This is a genomic window from Nannocystis sp. (assembly GCF_016714285.1).
Taxonomy (GTDB): Bacteria; Myxococcota_A; Polyangia; order Nannocystales; family Nannocystaceae; genus Nannocystis.
Genome location: NZ_JADJNN010000011.1, coordinates 174,758 through 191,278 on the forward strand (window position 1 = coordinate 174,758; position 16,521 = coordinate 191,278).

A 16,521-nucleotide genomic window follows, 5' to 3' on the forward strand; every position below is an offset into this window, starting at 1 on the left:
CCGACGCTGCGCCCGGACCCAAATACCGACCACGATTCCGACCACCATACTGACCCGTCGCGTCGACGCTGCGCTTGACGGCCCGCGCGCCCGCGGGTCAACTACGGTGTCATGCTGCACAGCTCCATCCGCCCCGTCCGCCACGCCCTGCTCGCCGCCCTCGGCCTCGCCGCCCTCGCCTGCGGCCCGAACAAGGCCACCAGCGACGACGACGACGGCAGCGCCGACGGCAGCGCCAGCGGTGACACCGGCAACACGGGCAGCGTCACCGACGGCCCCCCGACCGCCTGCGCCGGCGTCGTCACGGCGATCGACCAGGCCTACAGCGAGCCACCGGTCGCCTCCGGCTTCGAACGCTGCGACGGCGGCATCGCCCACCGCGTCGAGGCGGTCGCCTGCGCCGTCCCGGCCGCGCCCACCGACTGCGTCGACAACACCGGCGGCGGCGCCTGCACGGCCAACACCGACTGCACCGATATGCCGCACGGCTCATGCCGCCAGGACGTCTCGTTCGGCGGCGTGCTGGTCGGCGGCACCTGCTCGTGCAGCTACGGCTGCGCCCAGGACAGCGACTGCGCCGACGGCGAGATCTGCCGCTGCGCCGGCGAGGGCCTCGGACCGACCTCCGCGTGCATCCCCGCCGAATGCACCGTCGACGCCGACTGCGGCGACGGCCTGTGCGGCGTCTATATCGGCACTTGCAGCGACGGGGCCTTCGACGCCCACTGCACCACCCCCAATGATAGCTGCAAGTCCGACGCCGACTGCGGCGGCGAACCCTGCGTGTGGATCGACTACAAGGATCCGAAAGCGTGGGCCTGCAATGACAGCGTCTGCGGTCGCCCCTACCTCGTCGACGCCACCGCCGTGCTCGCCCCCGCCGTCGCCCGCGACGACTGGCGCGAGCCCCTGAGCCCCACCCTGCCGCCCGCACGCACCGCCCTCGCCGCCGCCTGGACCGAGCTCGCGCGCATGGAGCACGCCTCGATCGCCGCGTTCGCCAGCTTCACCCTCCAGCTCCTCGCCGCCGGTGCACCGCCCGAGCTCGTGCGCGACACCCACGCCGCCCTCAGCGACGAGATCCTGCACGCGCACCTCGCCTTCGGCCTCGCCTGCGCCTACGCCGGCAGCCCCGTCGGCCCCGGCCCACTACCGATCGCCACCACCATCCCCACCGACCGCGCCACGATGCTCGTCGCCCTCATCCGCGAGGCCTGCGTGTGCGAGACGCTCTCGGCCCTCGAGGCCCGCGAGGCCGCCGCGATCGCCAGCGACCCGGTCGTGCAGCAAGTGTGGGCCCGCATCGCCGCCGACGAGCAACGCCACGCCGAGCTCGGCTGGCGCACCCTGCAGTGGCTCCTCCGCGTCGACCCCTCCCTCCGCTCGCTCGCCCGCGACACCTTCACCGCCGCCGTCGCCGAGGCCCAGCGCGGCGCCGACCACGACGCCCGCAGCCCCGCCGACCTCGAGCTGCGCCGCCACGGCCTCATCGACCCGTCGCTGCGCGCCGCCATCTGGCGCCGCGGCCTCGCCGAGCTCATCGACCCCTGCGCCGACGCCCTCTGCGCCGCCGCCTGAGGCCACGCTGTGACCTGTCCCTCAGGACAGCACACGCGCAGCGCCGCCCGTGCCCCGCACCACGAAGGCCAGCGAGCCGTCGCCACGGTTCTCCGCGGTGACCGTCCACCCGAGCGCGGCGCACAGCGAGCGCACCAGCGCCAGCCCGATCCCGAAGTGACCATCATCGCCGCGGGCCAGATCGCCGCGCCAGAAGCGGTCGAACACCGCCGCCAGCTGCTCGTCCGCCAGCTGCGGCCCGCTGTCGATCACCGCCACCACCACGCCCGCCGCCGCGTCGCTCTCGATCGCGATCCAGCCGCCCTGCTCGGTGTACGCGACCGCGTTGGCCAGCAAGTTGCCGACCACCAAACGCAGCGAGTCCGGGTCCGCCTCGACCATGCGCGCCGGCTCGATGCGGTTGTCCAGCGTGAGCCCGCGGGCGCTCGCGGCCCCCGCCTGCGCGGTCCACACGCCCTCGACCAGTCCGTGTAATCCGACCGCCTCGCGCCGCCCCCCCGCTTCAGCGTCGACGCGAGCCAGCGCCAGCAGCCGCTCGACCAGCCCAGAGGTTTGCTCGACCGTCTCGAGCGCCAGGCGGATCGTCCCGCGATATTCGTCCGGTGACCGCTCGCGTTGCAGCGCCAGTTCCAGCGCCGCGTGGAGGATCGTCAGCGGCGTGCGCAGCTCGTGCGCAGCGTCGGCCGTGAACTGACGCTCGCGGGCGAAGGCCGCCTCGAGCCGGCCCAGCAGCGCGTTGAGCCGGAGCACGATCGGCCGCAGCTCGCTCGGCAGATCGTCCTCGGCCACCCGCCGCGCCAGCGCCCGCTCGTCGATCGCCGCGATGCTGGCCGCGATCCGCTCGAGCGGTCGCAGCCCGCGGCCCACGCCCAACCGCACCGCCAGCGCCGCGGCCGCGAGGATGACGACCCCGAGGCCGACAAACCACCCGGCGATCGTGCCCAGCAACGCACGCGTTCCGGCGACCTCGCGCGCCACCGCGATCGTCAGCTGCTCCGTGCCGACCACCCCATCCTCTGGATCGAAGGCCGGCGCGAAGCGCAGCACGACCCCTCGCAGCTCCGCCTCGCCGACGAACACGCGAAATCCACCGAGCTCCGATCGCGGCAGAGATGCCTCCCCGAGCCCCGCAGATCGGTGCAGCAGCGCCCCGTCCGGGCCCCACAGCTGCAGATAACTGCGCCGCCCCGGGCCCATCGCCGCACCGCTGTCGCGGGCCAGCAGCTCGAGGTCATAGCCCTCATGGTCGAGCTCGACGCTGGCCGCCAGCGTCCCCGCGAGGTCGTGCAGATCGTCATCGAAGGCCGCCCACACCGCGCGCGCGACCGCCAGATACAGCAGCACGCACAGCCCCGCGACCACCGGGGCGACCACCGCCAACAACACCGCGAGCAGGCGCCCGCGCAAAGAGCCGCTCACGTCGGCACTTCCAGGACGTAGCCGAGCCCGCGGCGGGTATGGATGAGCTTGCATTCAAAGCCCACGTCGACCTTCTTGCGCACGTTCGCCACGTGCACGTCGACCACGTTGCTCGCCAGATCTGCGGCCGCGTCGTAGACATGGTCATGCAGCTGCTCGCGCGTGACGATGCGCCCGCGCCCGAGCGCGAGCCGCTCGAGCACCGCGAACTCGCGGGCCGAGAGCCCGAGCTCGCGACCGCCGCGCCGCGCCGTGCGCCCCACCGTGTCGATCTCGAGGTCCGCCACCGCGATCACGCTGGCCGCGGCGCCCTTGCGCCGCCGCTCCAGCGCCCGCAGCCGCGCCAGCAGCTCCACGAAGGCAAACGGCTTGACCAGATAATCGTCGGCACCCGCGTCCAGCGCCGCGACCCGGTCGGCGACCGCGTCGCGGGCCGTCAACATCAACACCGGCGTCGCGTCGCGGGCCCGTCGCAGCGCCCGCAGCAGCGCCAGACCGTCGAGCTCCGGCAGCAACCAGTCGACCACCAGCACGTCGTGACCACCCTCCTGCGCGACCCGAAGCCCGGCGCGCCCGTCGTGCGCCAGCACCACGCTGCAGCCGGCCTCGCGCAGGCCCTGCTCGAGCAAGCGCGCGAGCTGACGATTATCCTCGACGACGAGCACGCGCATCGGTCACCCGGAGCGTCGCATCAAAGCCCCGCCCCAATCAAGCCGATCAACCCGATCCACCCTATCCACCCGATCCACCCGATCAGCCCGGGCACGCGACCTCGGTGTCGACGCACTGCACCCCATAAGCCAGGCAGATCGCAGCAGCTCTCGGGGTCCGGACACTCGCAGCCGCCGCAGCTCAGGCAGCCCGGCGTCGGCTCGTAGTCCCAGCACTCCCCGCCGAAGCACACCTGGTCGACCGCGCACGCGTTGCCGCATTCGCCACAGTGCAGCGGATGATCGGCGGTATCGACACACGCCCCGTCGCACACCGTCAACCCACACGCGGCCGCGCTCTCACAGCTCCCGGCCACGCAGACCTGGTCACAGGGGACATCGCAGCCGCCGCAATGATCGGGGTCGCTCTGCACATCGACGCAAGCGCCGCCGCAGCTCGTCAGCTCCGGCCGGCACAGGCAGGTCCCGTCCTGGCAGAACTCGCTGTCGTCGCAGGCCTGCTTCTCACAGCTCCCACAGTGCTCGGGGTCATTGCTCACGTCGCGGCACTCGCCGCCGCAGTCGAGCGACCCCGGCGGGCAACTCACCCGCCCGCCGCACACGCCCGACCCGCATTCCACGCCGGGCTCGCAGCCCGCACCGCAACCACCACAATTCGCCGCATCGCCCGCCACGTCCGTGCACACACCCGCGCAGAGGATCTGCCCGGGCGGACACTGCGGATCGACGCCGGTGTCGCCCGTGGTCCCGCCGCTCGAGCTGCCAGAGCTGCCAGAGCTGCTCTCGCCGCTCGCCCCCGTGCTCGATCCGCTCGCAGAATCGCTGGCCTCACCCGCACCGCTGCTCGACGAGGTCGCCATCACGCTGGTCGTCGGGGTACCCGTGTCCGTCCCGCCCCCGCTGCTCCCGCTCGTCGCACCGGTCTCGCCCGACCCACCCGACCCGCCGCCGCAGGCGAGCAGCACGAAGACACATCCGGGGAGCGAGATCCGGGTCCCAAGTGACTTGAACGACATGGACGACGACGCTACCGACCCAACATGAAACTCCGATGAAGGCGACGCCCCAGGCGACGCCCCTGCGGCTGTCTTCAACACGAACCATGTTTGACGCCACCGGCGCGGCGTGAGAGGCTGCTCCGTTGCGCAGCCACCCCATTCCAGAACGGCGCTCTATCCAATGACAACAACCACCTGGACCACGGCCCTGTTGCTCGGCGCGATCGCACTCGCGGCCTGCGACAAGGACAACAAAGACGACACCACCGGCAAGGCCGAGACCGGCGCAGAGACCGGGCCAGAGACCGGGCCAGAGACCGGGGCCGAGACCGGCGTGACCTCGGGCGGACCGGCCGAGCTCAAGTGGTACAGCACCTGCGGCGACCCCGCGTGTGGCGGCTACACCAAGCCCGACGGCGTCGCGCCCTGCACCGCGGCGCAGCTCGAAGGGAACGCCTGCGCGGCCGAGGGCACCACCTGCGATCCGATGAGCGACTGCAACGCGCTGCTCATCTGCGCCACCAGCGATCCGAAGCAGCAGGAGGGCGGCTGCCCGATCTCCCGGGCCCGCTTCAAGACCGAGATCGAGTACCTCGGACCGACCGAGCTCGAGCGCCGCGCCGCCGAGTTGCAGGGGCTGCGCCTGGCCACGTATCGTTACCGCGAGGCTCCGATCGACGCGCCCCGGCGGCTCGGCATCATCCTCGAGGACAACGAGGACGGCGTGTGGGTCGACGCGCGCCACGACCGCGTCGACCTCTACGGCTACACCAGCCTGGCGGTCGCGGCCCTGCAAGTTCAGCAGGGAGAGATCGCGGCGCTCAAGGCCGAGGTCGAGCGGCTATCACAGCAACTGGGCGGCACGCCCATCTGTGAGCCCTGAAACCCCACGCGGCCGTCAGTCGTCCTCGTCGCCGTCCTCGCCGTCCTTCTCCACAACCTGCGAGACCAACTTGCCGGCGCCGTCGAGCACCAGCTCAACCTCGCCGGCCGCCGTCCGGGCCTCGATCTCGTAGCGCAGCGCCGACCCGCGGATCAGCAATTCGGCCTCCTCCAGCCGCGCGCCCGCCGGCAGCGCGGCCCGGGCCGCGGCCGCCACCGACGCCGGCACCAGAGCGATCGGCAGCTTGAGCTCGACCTCCTCGACGACGCCCTTGACGTCGAGCACGACCTCGAGCCGCGTCGCGGTCGAGACCTCGTACTTGCCGTCCTCGAACTCGACCGCGGTCGTCCGGTCGCCGAGCAGCCGCGCGATCGCGGCCTGCACCGCCGGAGGCACCACCGGCCGCGCCGCCACGGCCGTGAGGGACAGCGATAGTCCGACGAGGGTCCCGATGACGAATGATCTGGGTGACATGATTCCGTCCTTCTCCACGCGAGCTCAGGGCTTGATCACGTCGATGAGCTCGACGCGAGCGCCCGTGTTGTTGTTGATGACGAGCGCGAGGCCCACGTCCTTGCAGAAGAACTTGGCCTCGTCGAGATCCGCCTCGAGCGGGGTGAACTCCCGCGTCTCGACGCAGTCGCTGAAGTCGCCGAAGGGCACCGAGACGGCCGCGCCCAGGCGGGTGACCTCGGCCATATCCTCGGCCTCACAGGCGAGATACTCCTGACGATACGCCTGCTTCGCCGCCGGCTGCTCGGCGTGCATGACGATCCCCGGCTGGGCCCCGTCGACCCCGGCCTGCCACGAGCCCTCGGTGCTGGAGACCTTGCCGCCCTCGTACTCCTTCGTATCCTCGCCGAAGTACCAGACGTTGCCGTCCTTGTCCTGCGCGAACCAGTCGAGCGTGTCCTCGATCAGCACACCGTCGACATAGGCCGAATCGTGCACCACGACGCAGGTCACCCCGAGGATCGTCTTCGTCTCGTGCGTGACCACGTATTTGACCGTCTCGCCGTCGCCCTGGTACGTGTATTCCGTCCCAGGGACCAGCGGAAACAGGGGGTTGTCGATCTGGGCGACGAAGTTGGCGGGGTCGATCGCCGGCTTGTAACTCGCGTCCACCGTACAGGCATCGGACGAGTCACAGGCCCCCGCCGCGAGGCCCACGACGATGACCCCGGCGAAGGCGCGGGAAGAAAAGGTCTGGTCTTGCATGACCTGCCCGGCATAACACCGCCGGATGAAGCCAACATGAAGCCCGCGAATCCCGCTTGACCCGCGATCGCGCCTGTACGAGCGTGGACCCGATGTCGCGCCCTGGCCCTCGCACCGGTCTCCTCGCCCTCATGCTCGCGGCCTGCGGCGACGCCAGCTCGGCCAGCGACTCCGCCGCGTCCACGGGCCCGACCACCGTCGACCCCACCAATTCGCCGACGAGCGCCCCGACCAGCGGCCCCACACCGACCACCGGCGCGACCACCGGCGGCGTCACCGAGGGCGTCAGCGCCACCGGCGGCGAGACCAGCGGCGGCATCAAGTTCGACCTCCAGATCGCCAATGACATCAACTTCGACAGCGAGGGCCCGCCGCCCAGCTGCAAGGTCGTCGACGATATGAACGCGATCGGCAGCTGCAAGACCAAGGCGCCGCCCGACAGCTTCGAGCCCGAGGTCCAGTGGTCGTGGGGCCAGGCCAACGTCGAGGGCGGCAGCACGGCGACCCCCCTGGTCGCCAACCTCACCGACGACAACAACGACGGCGCGATCGACCTGTGCGACATCCCCGACGTGGTCGTCGTCGCCGGCGGCGGCGGCGGCCTCGGCGGCAAGCTCTACGTCCTCGACGGCGCCACCGGCACCCTCCACTTCGCCGCCGCCACCCCGATCGAGTCCTGGGTCACGCCGGCGATCGGCGACATCGACAACGACGGCCTGCCGGAGATCGTCGCCGCCACCCCTGGCGGCTTCATCAACCCCAGCGGCGTCGTCGCCTTCGAGCACGACGGCACCCTCAAGTGGAGCTCGACCGACAAGTTCAACCACGACCAGGGCGGCTCTATCGCCCTCGGCGACCTCGACAACGACGGCGACGTGGAGATCGTCGCCGACGACCTGGTCCTCGACCACAACGGCAAGACGATCTTCATCGCCCCCGAGCAGGCCCTGTGGGACATCGCCTATCACTGCACCGCCACCGCCCTCGCCGACCTCGACGGCGACGGCGACCTCGAGATCGTCCTCGGCCAGGCCGCCTATCACCACGACGGCAAGGTCTACTATAACAACCCCCAGCTCAAGCCCGGCTTCCCCCAGATCGCCAACCTCGACCCAGACCCCGAGCCGGAGATCCTGCTGACCAACATCAATGGCATCACCGTCATCGAGCACGACGGCAAGGTCAAGTTCAACGATATCCGCCCCACGGGTGACCCGCCCGGCGCGTGGTTTCGCCCGGCCACCGTGCACGACTTCGACGGCGACGCCGTCAGCGAATTCGCCGTCAGCTCCGCCGCGCATTACTCGGTGTTCGAACCCGGCGGCAAGGTCTCCTGGACCGCCAACGTCCAGGACGGCTCGGGCTGGGCCGCCGGCACCGCCTTCGACTTCGACGGCGACGGCGTCGCCGAGGCGATGTACGCCGACGAGGCCACCCTGTTCGTCTTCGACGGCAAGGGCGCCCCCCTGCTCTCCGTGCCGCGCAGCTCCAAGACCCTGATCGAGTACCCCGTGGTCGCCGACGTCGACAACGACGGCTCCGCCGAGATCGTCGTCGTCTCCGACCTCGACTTCAACGGCAACCAGACCTCCCCAACCGTACAGGTGATCCGCGACAAACAAGATCGCTGGATCCAGGCCCGGCGGATCTGGAATCAACACACTTATCACGTCACCAACGTCCGCGAGGACGGCACGATCCCGCAGTTCGAGCCGCCCAGCTGGCAGAGCCTCAACACCTACCGCACCAACGCGCAGATCGAGGGCGGCTCGCTGTGCAAGCCCGAGCCGCCGGGCTAAAGGCCCACCATGATCTTCGAGCCCTTCACCCTCAACGGTGTCACCTTCGCCAACCGCATCCTGCGATCGTCGGTGGGCGGTCGCTCGGCGCAATACGACGGCACGGTCACCACCATCTGGAAGAACTTCGAGAAGCGCTTCGCCGAGGGCGGCGTCGGCGGGATCATCTCCACCACCCTCAACGTCAACAAGTATCGCAAGGCGCCCCTCGAGTATCCCCCGATCAGCGAGGACCGCTACGTCGCCCCCCTGAAGCGCTTCATCGCGGAGATCCGCGCCACCGGCTGCCGTTATCTGGTCCAGATCGGCGACCCGGGCTACGCGACCCAGGCCGGCCTCTTCCCCGAGCAGGAGGACACCCACTCGGCGTCGCGCGGGCTCGACCTGATCTATGGATACGGCGGACTGCACACCCCGCTCAGCGAGCCGCAGATCCTCCACGTGATCAAGGACTTCGGCGACGCGGCCGTGCGTGTGCGCGAGGCCGGGGCCGACGGGCTCGAGCTGACCGCCTCCAAGGGCTACATCATCCACCAGTTCCTGAACCCCGCCATCAACCGGCGCAGGGACGCCTGGGGCGGAGACGCCGATCGTCGCTTCCGCCTGCTCGGCGAGGTGGTCAAGGAGATCCGCGCCCGCGTCGGCGCGGACTTCCTGTTCGGCGTCCGCCTGGCCGCCGAGGACTGTAATCACCTGCCCCTCAACCTGCGCTGGCCGCCGACCTTCTTCCGCGGCAACGGGCTCCGCGAGACCCTCGACCAGGGCCGCCGCCTGAAGGCCCTCGGCGTCGACTTCCTCCACATCGACTCGGGCTTCGGCTTCATCCACCCGCGGGTGACCCCGGGCCCCTTTCCTTATGACGAGGCGCGCATCTTCTTCGACCAGGTGCGCCACCTGAGCTGGAAGGCGGCACTGCGGGCCAGCGTGTTTCACCTGGTGCCGCGATTCCTCGGCCGCTGGCTCTTCAACCTCGGCTGGCGCTACCGCGAGGGCATCAACCTCGGCCACGCCCACCGCTTCAAGCAAGAGGTCGGCCTCCCCGTCATCGCCAACGGCGGGTTTCAGCGCCAGAGCAGCATCGAGGCCGCCCTCGGCGACGGCCGCTGCGACATGGTCTCCATGGCCCGGGCCCTGATCGCCAACCCCGACCTGGTCCAGCAGTTCAAGGCCGGCCGCGAGCAGCCCGACAACCCCTGCACCCACTGCAACCGCTGTGCGGGCCGCACCGCGACCAGCCCGCTCGGTTGCTATGATCTGTCGAGATTCCCCTCGGTGGAGGCGATGCAGGATCAGATCCTGGCCTGGAACCGCTCCGACCCGTAGGCCGCGTCACGGTCGTCACCGACCTCCCCGCGATCGATCGGCGGCCGGCCTCGAAAAATCCCTGTGTGGGCGAGAACAACCGAGAATTGCCGAAATTGCCCGTCCTGGCCGCTTCTGGATCGCGCGAGTTTGTTGGACCATGAGGGATGCGCTGCGGCCGGCACGGTGCGAGGCGTCGGTCCGTGACACGGGCGGCGCTCCGCTGCACCGCGCTGCTGCTCGTCGCTTGCGGCGGAGTCGCCACGCCAGCGCCGACGCCCACGCCAGCGACCATGCCCGGCCCGGCGCCGTTGCAGCGCGTCGGTGATGCGGCCTCGCGCAACGGCGAATGCGTCGCCTGTCACGACGAGATCGCCGCGCAATGGCAGGACTCGCTCCACCGCGCCGCCTACACCTCACCAGACTTCCAGAGCGCCCTGCGCAGCGAGCCCCTGCCCTTCTGCCGCGGCTGCCACGCGCCCGAGGCCGACCCGCGCCGGCCCGAGCCCGAGCTGGCCGCGCTCGGGGTCGCCTGCGTCAGCTGTCACCTGCCGCAGGGCGACGCCGTATTGTCCGCGCGACCCGCCGACGCGCCCCGTGCCGCCCCGCACCCGGTATTGCGCGACCCGGCCTTCGCGGCCGCCGACGCCTGCGCCAATTGCCACGAGTTCACATTCCCCGACCGCCGGCCGGTCCCCGAATATATGCAGACGACCGTTCGCGAGCATCGAGCCTCGACGCAGCCGGACCGCAGCTGCGCCGATTGTCATATGCCACGAGTCGCCACCAACGACGGCGCAGCGGTCCGCTCACACGCCTTCTCCGCCTCGCGCGACCTCGCGTGGATGCGCGAGGCCTTCACCGTCACCGCGCAGCGGCCCGCGCCCGACCGCGTCGAGCTCTCCCTCGATCTCCACGAGGACCGGGTCGGCCACGCCTTCCCCACCGGCGACCTGCTGCGGCGCCTGGTGGTCTCGGTCGCGGTCACGGGCGTGGCCCGCCGTACCGCGCCGCAGCGGCGCTATTTGGCCCGCCACTGGAAGCACGCGCGCCCCGGCAAGGGCCCCGGCGTGCGCACGCTGGACCACGACGATCGACTCGGCGTCGGCGAGGACCCGCGCGTCCTCACCTTCACCCTCGATCCCGCCGACGCCGCCCTGCCCGTGGAGTGGCGCGTGCGCTACGAGCGGGTCGAGGCCTTCGTCGGCCCCGGCGAGGACGGGGCCCGCGTGGTCGGCGGCCTCGACCTGTTCGAAGGGACATTGCCCTCCGAATGAACGGCGCAGGCTTGACACGCGCACGCGCGCGGCGTCCCATCCCTGAAATGACCGCCCACAGCGACCCGCCGAGCCCCACGCCCCCACCGAGCAGTCCGGCGCTCGTGCGCCGCGGCCTCCTCCTCGCAACGCTCGGCGCCGCCACCTGCGGCCCGAAGCAGGCTGACAGCAACGACGACAGCAGCAGCACCAGCCCGACCGCGGACCCCACCGTGACCCCCATGTTCACGACCGCCGATACCTCGACCAGCGACGCCAGCGACACCGAGATCCCGCCCATGGTACCGCCCATGATCCCGCCGACCACGGGCGGGCCAGACTCCACCACGGACGGGCCAGACTCCACCACCAGCGGGCCAGACTCCACCACCGGTGCGCCAACGCTGTTCGACCTCAACGGTGACTTCCTGCTCGCAGTGTCGACCACGGTCGACCGCAGCCATCCCTTTCAATACATCGCCACCAATAGCGTGACCGAGATGAATGGCAAGCTGCTGCTGTCCACTTGCCTGCAACCGCTGACCCTGGACATCGGCAAGATATTGACCCCGCGTCAGCCCCTCGGTGAGCCGCTGTGCTTCGCGGACGTGGCGCTCGTCGACGGCAAGTTCACGCTCGACATGGGCAGCGTCGCCATCGCCGCGATGACCAACCCGATCACCGGCAGTGACATCGCCCTCAGCAGCCTCGTCCTCGCGGGCACAATCCAGAGCGACGACCTCTACTGCGGCACCGTCACCGGCGAGGTGACCCAGCCGCCGGTCGGCTCGATCGAGGGATCGAGCTTCGCCGCGGTCCGCCTGACCGACGTGAAGCTATTGCCAGATCCAGTGGTCATCGACTGTAAGGGCACGAGCGTGACCGACCTCTAGGCGCAGCTCACAGCCCGGCGGCGTCGGCCTTGGCGGCGACGATCTCGAGCAAGTCCAGCATCGCCAGGTTGAAGTCGAGGACGTGCAGGCCGAGGAAGCCGGGGGCGAACAGCGGATTCGCGAAGTCGACCGGGTTGGCGCGCATATCCCCCATCTCCGGCGCCGCGCTGGCGGCGAGGAAGCCGAGGCCGTCGCTGTCCGACTGGCAGCCGAGCGCGAAGAAGTCGCGCATCAGCACGAAGGGCGTGTCGACCGCGGGCCCGAAGTCGAAGCTCGGGAACACCAGCTCCTGGTGGCTGAAGGTGGCGAACACCGCCCCGCGGGCGTGCGCCGCCGGTCCGCCGAGCGCGGTCGGGTTGGTGCAGGCGACGTCGTTGCCCATGATGTCGGGCGCCTGCGTGCCAGGGTCGGGCGGGAAGTCGGCGGCGAAGGTGCGGTATGCGATCACGCAGCCGAGCTCGCCCGGGTCCTGGCACAGCGGGATGCTCGCGAAGCTGCCGCCGACCAGCTCACCCGGCGGCACGCTCACCGACCCACCGATCAGCAGCGCGGCCAGCAGGCGCCCGCGCAGCCCCGGGTCGGGCTCCACGACCTCCTGGACCAGGCGCGTGGTCAGATAGGTGCCCTGCGAGTGGCCGATGATCACCAGCGGCCGGTCGTCCGCGTGATGCTCGAGGTAGCTGGTGAACGCCGCGAGCACGTCCTGGTACGCCGCGTCGAGCAGGGCCTCGGCCTGATCGCTGCCGAAGGTCCCGATCGTGACCTGATGATAGAGCGGCGCGAACATCCGGCACATCCCGGTGAAGCGCGCCGCCTGGTTGAGCAGCGGGTCGATCTCCTGAGCGATGTCGTCGAAGTTCTCGGTCTGGCCGGGCGTGAGGCGGATATCGACGGTCGGATAGACGTAGAAGCAGTCGAACGCGGGGTCCTGCGCGACCGTGTGCTCGACCAGCATCATGGTGCCGTCCGCCAGCAATTCGGTCATGTCCAGATCCGCCGAGAGACACTGATCTTGATCCACGGGCTTGTCCGGGTGGCACAGCCACAGCCCTGGATCGTCGTAGCCCCCGAGCGGCGCCCCGGTGCTGCCCTCGTCGCCGCTGCCGCTGGTCGTCGGCGTGTCGCCGCTCGTCGAGTCGGCGCCACCGCTCGTGCCCGCGCCCGTGCTGCTGGCATCGGTGGTGCCGGGCTCGGTGGCGCCATGGTCCGTCGTGGTCGAGCTGTCGCCGCAGGCGAGGAGGGTGAGGACGACCGGGGCGAGGAGGCTGCGATGCATGCGCCGAGCTTGCCGCGAATGCGCCGCGCTGTCAGCCCGCCGACCGACCGCCTCAGAGGTCGAGCCCGAAGTCCTCGGCCGCGTGCTCGGCGAACAACTCCGCGACGGTCACCCGCCCGAGCGGCAGGCCCAGCGCCGCCGCCGTCTCCGCGTCGCCGCGCTGTTGCTCGAACACAACGACGCCGGCCGCCTCGTCGAGCGTGTATTTCACGCGGGCGCCCCACTCCGTCACCCGCGCCGCTGCGCCGCCGCTGTCGCCACCTCCGTCCGTACCGGCAGCGCCGCTGGACGCCGCGTCCTCGAATTCCTCGGCGTCCGCCTCCTCGCTCGCGCCGAGCGGCACCTGGGCGCACGCCAGCTCGCCGCCCTCTGGACCGGCCGCGTAGCGACACATCAGCAGGCTCCGGCGCTCATCGCTGGCGATCCCGTTGCTGCTCACCACGTGCTCGCAATCCCCGCGACCCCACGACTGGAGCGTGAACAGCACCAGCGTCCCGAGCGGTGACGGATGAAAGCCCGCGAAGGAGAAGCTGGCGCCGCCGCGAAAGTAGGTCGGCGTCTCGTCCGTGTAACCCAGCACGCCCAGCGGAAACAGCTGGCCCTCGCGGTCGAGCACCACGTATTGCAAATCCGCGAACACCTCGATGTCCTCCGGGTCGCGCTCGCCCGGATCGAGGCGCACGGTGTGGACCACGAACTCGCCGGCGTCCACGCGCTCGACGCTGGTGATCTTGAGCTTCTCCGCGGCCGCATACTCGCCGGCCAGCGCCCGCACGTCGCGTTGCCGGGCGACCCGAGCGCTCTTGCAGCGAAAGTCCGTCACCCCCACTTGCGCCGCCAGCTCCTCGCGCTTGCGCTTCACCGTCGCGTTGGGCCGCAGCGCCTGCGATCGCCGCAATGAACAGATCGCCTCCCCGAGCGCCCCGCCGGCCTCCTGCACCAGCGCCAGATTATACAGACACATCGCCCGCCGCTTGCGTCCCGGCCGCGTGCTATCGCCGGCGAGCGCCGCGATCCCGCGGACCAGCAAGGCCTCCGCCGGCCCCGCGTGCCCCGCGTGGTGCGCCAAATAGCCGGCCTCGCACTGCAGCCCGCCGTCGCTCTGGACCACCCTGGCGATCGGCTCGATCAGCTGCCACGCGCCCGCATAATCGCGGGCCTTGAACCGCCGACGGGCCTCCGTGAGCCCCAGCAGCTCGGACCGCACAGGCTTCGGCACCAGCACGGGCGCCGGTGCGGCCACCGGCTCGGGCACGGACACGCTCGGCGTCACGACCGGCGTCGACCCGACCGCAGGCCCGACCGCCAGATCGCTGGCCGGCGGCGCACTGACCGTGCACGCCGCGACCACCAGCAGCCCGGCGAGGAACCGTGCGCGCGCGGTCAGCATGCGCAGCGCTCCGGCGACGTCGCTGCCGACGGCGCGGCCAATGTCCCCACCGATGTCGCGGCCCGCAGGCGCCACAGCGAGGTCAGCTCCGCCGAGCGTGCCGCGTGGAGCGGGTCGCTGGGGTCGGCGGCGCGGGGATGCTGCGGGCGAACATCGTCGCGTCCGATGACCTCCAGACCCGCGGCCGCGAACATCGCCAGCAGCTCGGCCCGCGAGCGCAGGCCCAGGTGCTCGGCGATATCCGACAGGATCAACCAGCCCTCCCCATCGGGGGTCAGGTGGTCGGCGAGCCCGGCGAGAAAACCTCGCAGCATGCCGCACTCGGGATCATAGATCGCGCGCTCGATCGGCGCGCCGGGACGCGCCGGGATCCACGGTGGATTACATACCACCAGCGGAGCTCGACCCGCGGGAAACAGGTCGGCCGCGAGGACCTCCACCTGCGCGGCGAGCCCGAGGCGGGCGATGTTCTCACGCGCACAGGCCAGGGCGCGGGCGTCCTGGTCGGTCGCCACCACCCGCTGCACGCCGCGGCGAGCGAGCAGGGCGGCGAGGACCCCAGTCCCGGTGCCGATATCAAAGGCCAACGAAATCGTGGCCATGGACATTGTGGCCAGTGACATTGTGGCTGTTCGCGCCGTGGCGACCAGCTCCACGTATTCGCCGCGGGTCGGTGAAAAGACGCCGTAATGCGGGTGGATGTGGCCCGCGAGCGCGGGCACCTCGACGCCCTTCGTGCGCCACTCGTGCGCACCGACAAGTCCGAGCAGCTCGCGCAGCGACACCACCGACGGGCCCTCTGCCGGGCCATAGACCTCGGCACAGGCCTGGCGCACATCCGGCGCGCGCCGCAACGAGATGCCATGATCGTCGCCCAGCGGCAGCAGCAGCATCGCCAGCGTGCGCGCCCGCTGGGACTGCGCCTGGCGATGGCGATGAAACGCCGCGCCCGGACTCGTGTCGGCCGGCTTCGACGCGGCCGACGCGTTGCGCGGACCTGCCTCGACGCGCCGGGTCAGCGCCTGCAGCAGCTGCCGCGCGCTCTGGAAGTCGCCGCGCCACAACATCGCCGTACCCTCGCAGGCGAGTCGATAGGCCGCATCCGCGGCGATCCGTGCGTCGGCGACGACGACGCGGCGCGGCGGAGGATTGCCGCGCTCGGATCGCCAGCGGGCCGAGCAGGCCACGCCGTCCTCGACCCAATGGATCTGCGGCGGCGACGCGGACATGGGTGGATCAAGCGCCACCGGGGCCGAGTACCACGGCGAAAGTGCCCTCGCTACCCCGGCATTTCACGCCGACGCTCCTTCCTGCCCGAGCAGGCGCTGGCCCGCAGGCACGCGACGACCCGCGCTCAGGGGAGGTAGCGGGCGACGAACACGTCCTCGGCCCGGCCGAGTTGGAGGATCGATCCCTGCGATTAGCATCGGGAATTTTGACCGGCGGGTTGAGTACCGGAGGGGCCACGGTCCACGGAAGCGGGCGGTCTCCTTCTTCTCACCCCAACGGGGCGCCTGGCTCGTCGAGAAACACAAGCTACCCAGGTTGACGGGACTACTCCAGACCGATACTATCGAATTATGGGGCGATTAACAAGCTCAATTTGGGTGGCCGTCATGCACAGTTTGGTACTGGCTGGATGCGGGGGTGCTCGTGGGGAACATGGTTCGACGGACTCCGAGACAGGCAGCGGGAGCGCCACGAGCACGGGCAGCACGGGCGAGGTTCCGCATGGAGTGTGTGGAAACGGAATTATCGAATATTCCGAGGTGTGTGACGACGGTAATGATGTACCGGGCGACGGATGCACTCCCGGGTGTACTTATGTCCCTGGAGAG

At 70.7% G+C, this 16,521-nt stretch carries 13 protein-coding genes and 2 pseudogenes; 7 read left to right on the forward strand and 8 right to left on the reverse strand.

Going from position 1 to position 16,521, the window contains the following annotated elements:
- The first annotated feature begins 111 nt into the window (after window positions 1-111).
- Window positions 112-1,578 (forward strand): ferritin-like domain-containing protein, encoded by a 1,467-nt coding sequence (locus IPJ59_RS20310; RefSeq protein ID WP_293272951.1) that lies wholly within the window; start codon window positions 112-114, stop codon window positions 1,576-1,578.
- A gap of 21 nt (window positions 1,579-1,599) precedes the next feature.
- On the opposite strand, the gene IPJ59_RS20315 is transcribed toward IPJ59_RS20310, so the two are convergent.
- From IPJ59_RS20315 to IPJ59_RS20325, 3 genes are read right to left on the reverse strand one after another with little or no spacing between them, the layout of a single operon-like run.
- Window positions 1,600-2,997 (reverse strand): sensor histidine kinase, encoded by a 1,398-nt coding sequence (locus IPJ59_RS20315; protein WP_293272952.1) that lies wholly within the window; start codon window positions 2,995-2,997, stop codon window positions 1,600-1,602.
- Window positions 2,994-3,668: a response regulator gene (locus tag IPJ59_RS20320; protein WP_293272953.1), complete on the reverse strand. Its 675-nt coding sequence runs from the start codon at window positions 3,666-3,668 to the stop codon at window positions 2,994-2,996. The genes IPJ59_RS20315 and IPJ59_RS20320 overlap by 4 nt, the downstream gene beginning before the upstream one ends.
- 20 nt (window positions 3,669-3,688) lie before the next feature.
- Window positions 3,689-4,684 carry an MXAN_6577-like cysteine-rich protein gene (locus IPJ59_RS20325; protein ID WP_293272954.1) on the reverse strand — a complete coding sequence of 332 codons (996 nt, stop codon included), beginning with the start codon at window positions 4,682-4,684 and terminating at the stop codon, window positions 3,689-3,691.
- A gap of 163 nt (window positions 4,685-4,847) precedes the next feature.
- Between IPJ59_RS20325 and IPJ59_RS20330 the strand changes: the two genes are divergently transcribed.
- Window positions 4,848-5,549 carry a hypothetical protein gene (locus tag IPJ59_RS20330; protein WP_293258216.1) on the forward strand — a complete coding sequence of 234 codons (702 nt, stop codon included), beginning with the start codon at window positions 4,848-4,850 and terminating at the stop codon, window positions 5,547-5,549.
- A 15-nt stretch (window positions 5,550-5,564) separates the two neighbouring features.
- On the opposite strand, the gene IPJ59_RS20335 is transcribed toward IPJ59_RS20330, so the two are convergent.
- Together IPJ59_RS20335 and IPJ59_RS20340 are read right to left on the reverse strand one after the other, a co-directional pair.
- Window positions 5,565-6,023 carry a hypothetical protein gene (locus tag IPJ59_RS20335; protein ID WP_293258218.1) on the reverse strand — a complete coding sequence of 153 codons (459 nt, stop codon included), beginning with the start codon at window positions 6,021-6,023 and terminating at the stop codon, window positions 5,565-5,567.
- 24 nt (window positions 6,024-6,047) lie between these two features.
- Window positions 6,048-6,767, reverse strand: coding sequence for a hypothetical protein (locus tag IPJ59_RS20340; RefSeq protein ID WP_293272955.1), 720 nt, complete (start codon window positions 6,765-6,767; stop codon window positions 6,048-6,050).
- Between the two features lie 92 nt (window positions 6,768-6,859).
- On the opposite strand from IPJ59_RS20340, the gene IPJ59_RS20345 reads away from it, so the two are divergent.
- The 4 genes from IPJ59_RS20345 (at window position 6,860) to IPJ59_RS20360 (ending at window position 12,017) form a co-directional block, all read left to right on the forward strand.
- Entirely contained in the window at window positions 6,860-8,566 is a 1,707-nt protein-coding gene (locus IPJ59_RS20345; RefSeq protein ID WP_293258222.1) for an FG-GAP repeat domain-containing protein, read from the forward strand.
- Between the two features lie 9 nt (window positions 8,567-8,575).
- Window positions 8,576-9,889: an NADH:flavin oxidoreductase gene (locus IPJ59_RS20350; protein ID WP_293272956.1), complete on the forward strand. Its 1,314-nt coding sequence runs from the start codon at window positions 8,576-8,578 to the stop codon at window positions 9,887-9,889.
- Window positions 9,890-10,071: 182 nt separating this feature from the next.
- The gene (locus IPJ59_RS20355; protein WP_293272957.1) at window positions 10,072-11,145 is read left to right on the forward strand and encodes a multiheme c-type cytochrome; all 1,074 of its coding nucleotides are present in this window, start codon (window positions 10,072-10,074) and stop codon (window positions 11,143-11,145) included.
- A 47-nt stretch (window positions 11,146-11,192) separates the two neighbouring features.
- Entirely contained in the window at window positions 11,193-12,017 is an 825-nt protein-coding gene (locus tag IPJ59_RS20360; RefSeq protein WP_293272958.1) for a hypothetical protein, read from the forward strand.
- A gap of 7 nt (window positions 12,018-12,024) precedes the next feature.
- Here IPJ59_RS20360 and IPJ59_RS20365 read toward each other — a convergent pair whose 3' ends face one another.
- From IPJ59_RS20365 to IPJ59_RS20375, 3 genes and pseudogenes are all read right to left on the reverse strand, one after another.
- Complete coding sequence (locus IPJ59_RS20365; protein ID WP_293272959.1) at window positions 12,025-13,293, reverse strand: DUF3089 domain-containing protein; 1,269 nt, start codon at window positions 13,291-13,293, stop codon at window positions 12,025-12,027.
- 52 nt (window positions 13,294-13,345) lie between these two features.
- Entirely contained in the window at window positions 13,346-14,683 is a 1,338-nt protein-coding gene (locus tag IPJ59_RS20370; protein ID WP_293272960.1) for a hypothetical protein, read from the reverse strand.
- 62 nt (window positions 14,684-14,745) lie between these two features.
- Window positions 14,746-15,912: pseudogene (locus IPJ59_RS20375) on the reverse strand (methyltransferase); the annotation flags it as partial.
- A 387-nt stretch (window positions 15,913-16,299) separates the two neighbouring features.
- Here IPJ59_RS20375 and IPJ59_RS37970 point away from each other — a divergent pair.
- Window positions 16,300-16,497, forward strand: a pseudogene (locus tag IPJ59_RS37970) (DUF4215 domain-containing protein); the annotation flags it as partial.
- Window positions 16,498-16,521 lie beyond the last annotated feature (24 nt).

What these genes read in the sequence shown, in the direction of transcription:
- IPJ59_RS20310 (WP_293272951.1), top strand. Translation starts at nt 112, where the DNA reads ATGCTGCACAGCTCCATCCGCCCCGTCCGCCACGCCCTGCTCGCCGCC.
- IPJ59_RS20320 (WP_293272953.1), bottom strand. Translation starts at nt 3,668, where the DNA reads ATGCGCGTGCTCGTCGTCGAGGATAATCGTCAGCTCGCGCGCTTGCTC.
- IPJ59_RS20360 (WP_293272958.1), top strand. Translation starts at nt 11,193, where the DNA reads ATGACCGCCCACAGCGACCCGCCGAGCCCCACGCCCCCACCGAGCAGT.
- IPJ59_RS20340 (WP_293272955.1), bottom strand. Translation starts at nt 6,767, where the DNA reads ATGCAAGACCAGACCTTTTCTTCCCGCGCCTTCGCCGGGGTCATCGTC.
- IPJ59_RS20370 (WP_293272960.1), bottom strand. Translation starts at nt 14,683, where the DNA reads ATGCTGACCGCGCGCGCACGGTTCCTCGCCGGGCTGCTGGTGGTCGCG.
- IPJ59_RS20350 (WP_293272956.1), top strand. Translation starts at nt 8,576, where the DNA reads ATGATCTTCGAGCCCTTCACCCTCAACGGTGTCACCTTCGCCAACCGC.
- IPJ59_RS20345 (WP_293258222.1), top strand. Translation starts at nt 6,860, where the DNA reads ATGTCGCGCCCTGGCCCTCGCACCGGTCTCCTCGCCCTCATGCTCGCG.
- IPJ59_RS20325 (WP_293272954.1), bottom strand. Translation starts at nt 4,684, where the DNA reads ATGTCGTTCAAGTCACTTGGGACCCGGATCTCGCTCCCCGGATGTGTC.
- IPJ59_RS20330 (WP_293258216.1), top strand. Translation starts at nt 4,848, where the DNA reads ATGACAACAACCACCTGGACCACGGCCCTGTTGCTCGGCGCGATCGCA.
- IPJ59_RS20335 (WP_293258218.1), bottom strand. Translation starts at nt 6,023, where the DNA reads ATGTCACCCAGATCATTCGTCATCGGGACCCTCGTCGGACTATCGCTG.
- IPJ59_RS20365 (WP_293272959.1), bottom strand. Translation starts at nt 13,293, where the DNA reads ATGCATCGCAGCCTCCTCGCCCCGGTCGTCCTCACCCTCCTCGCCTGC.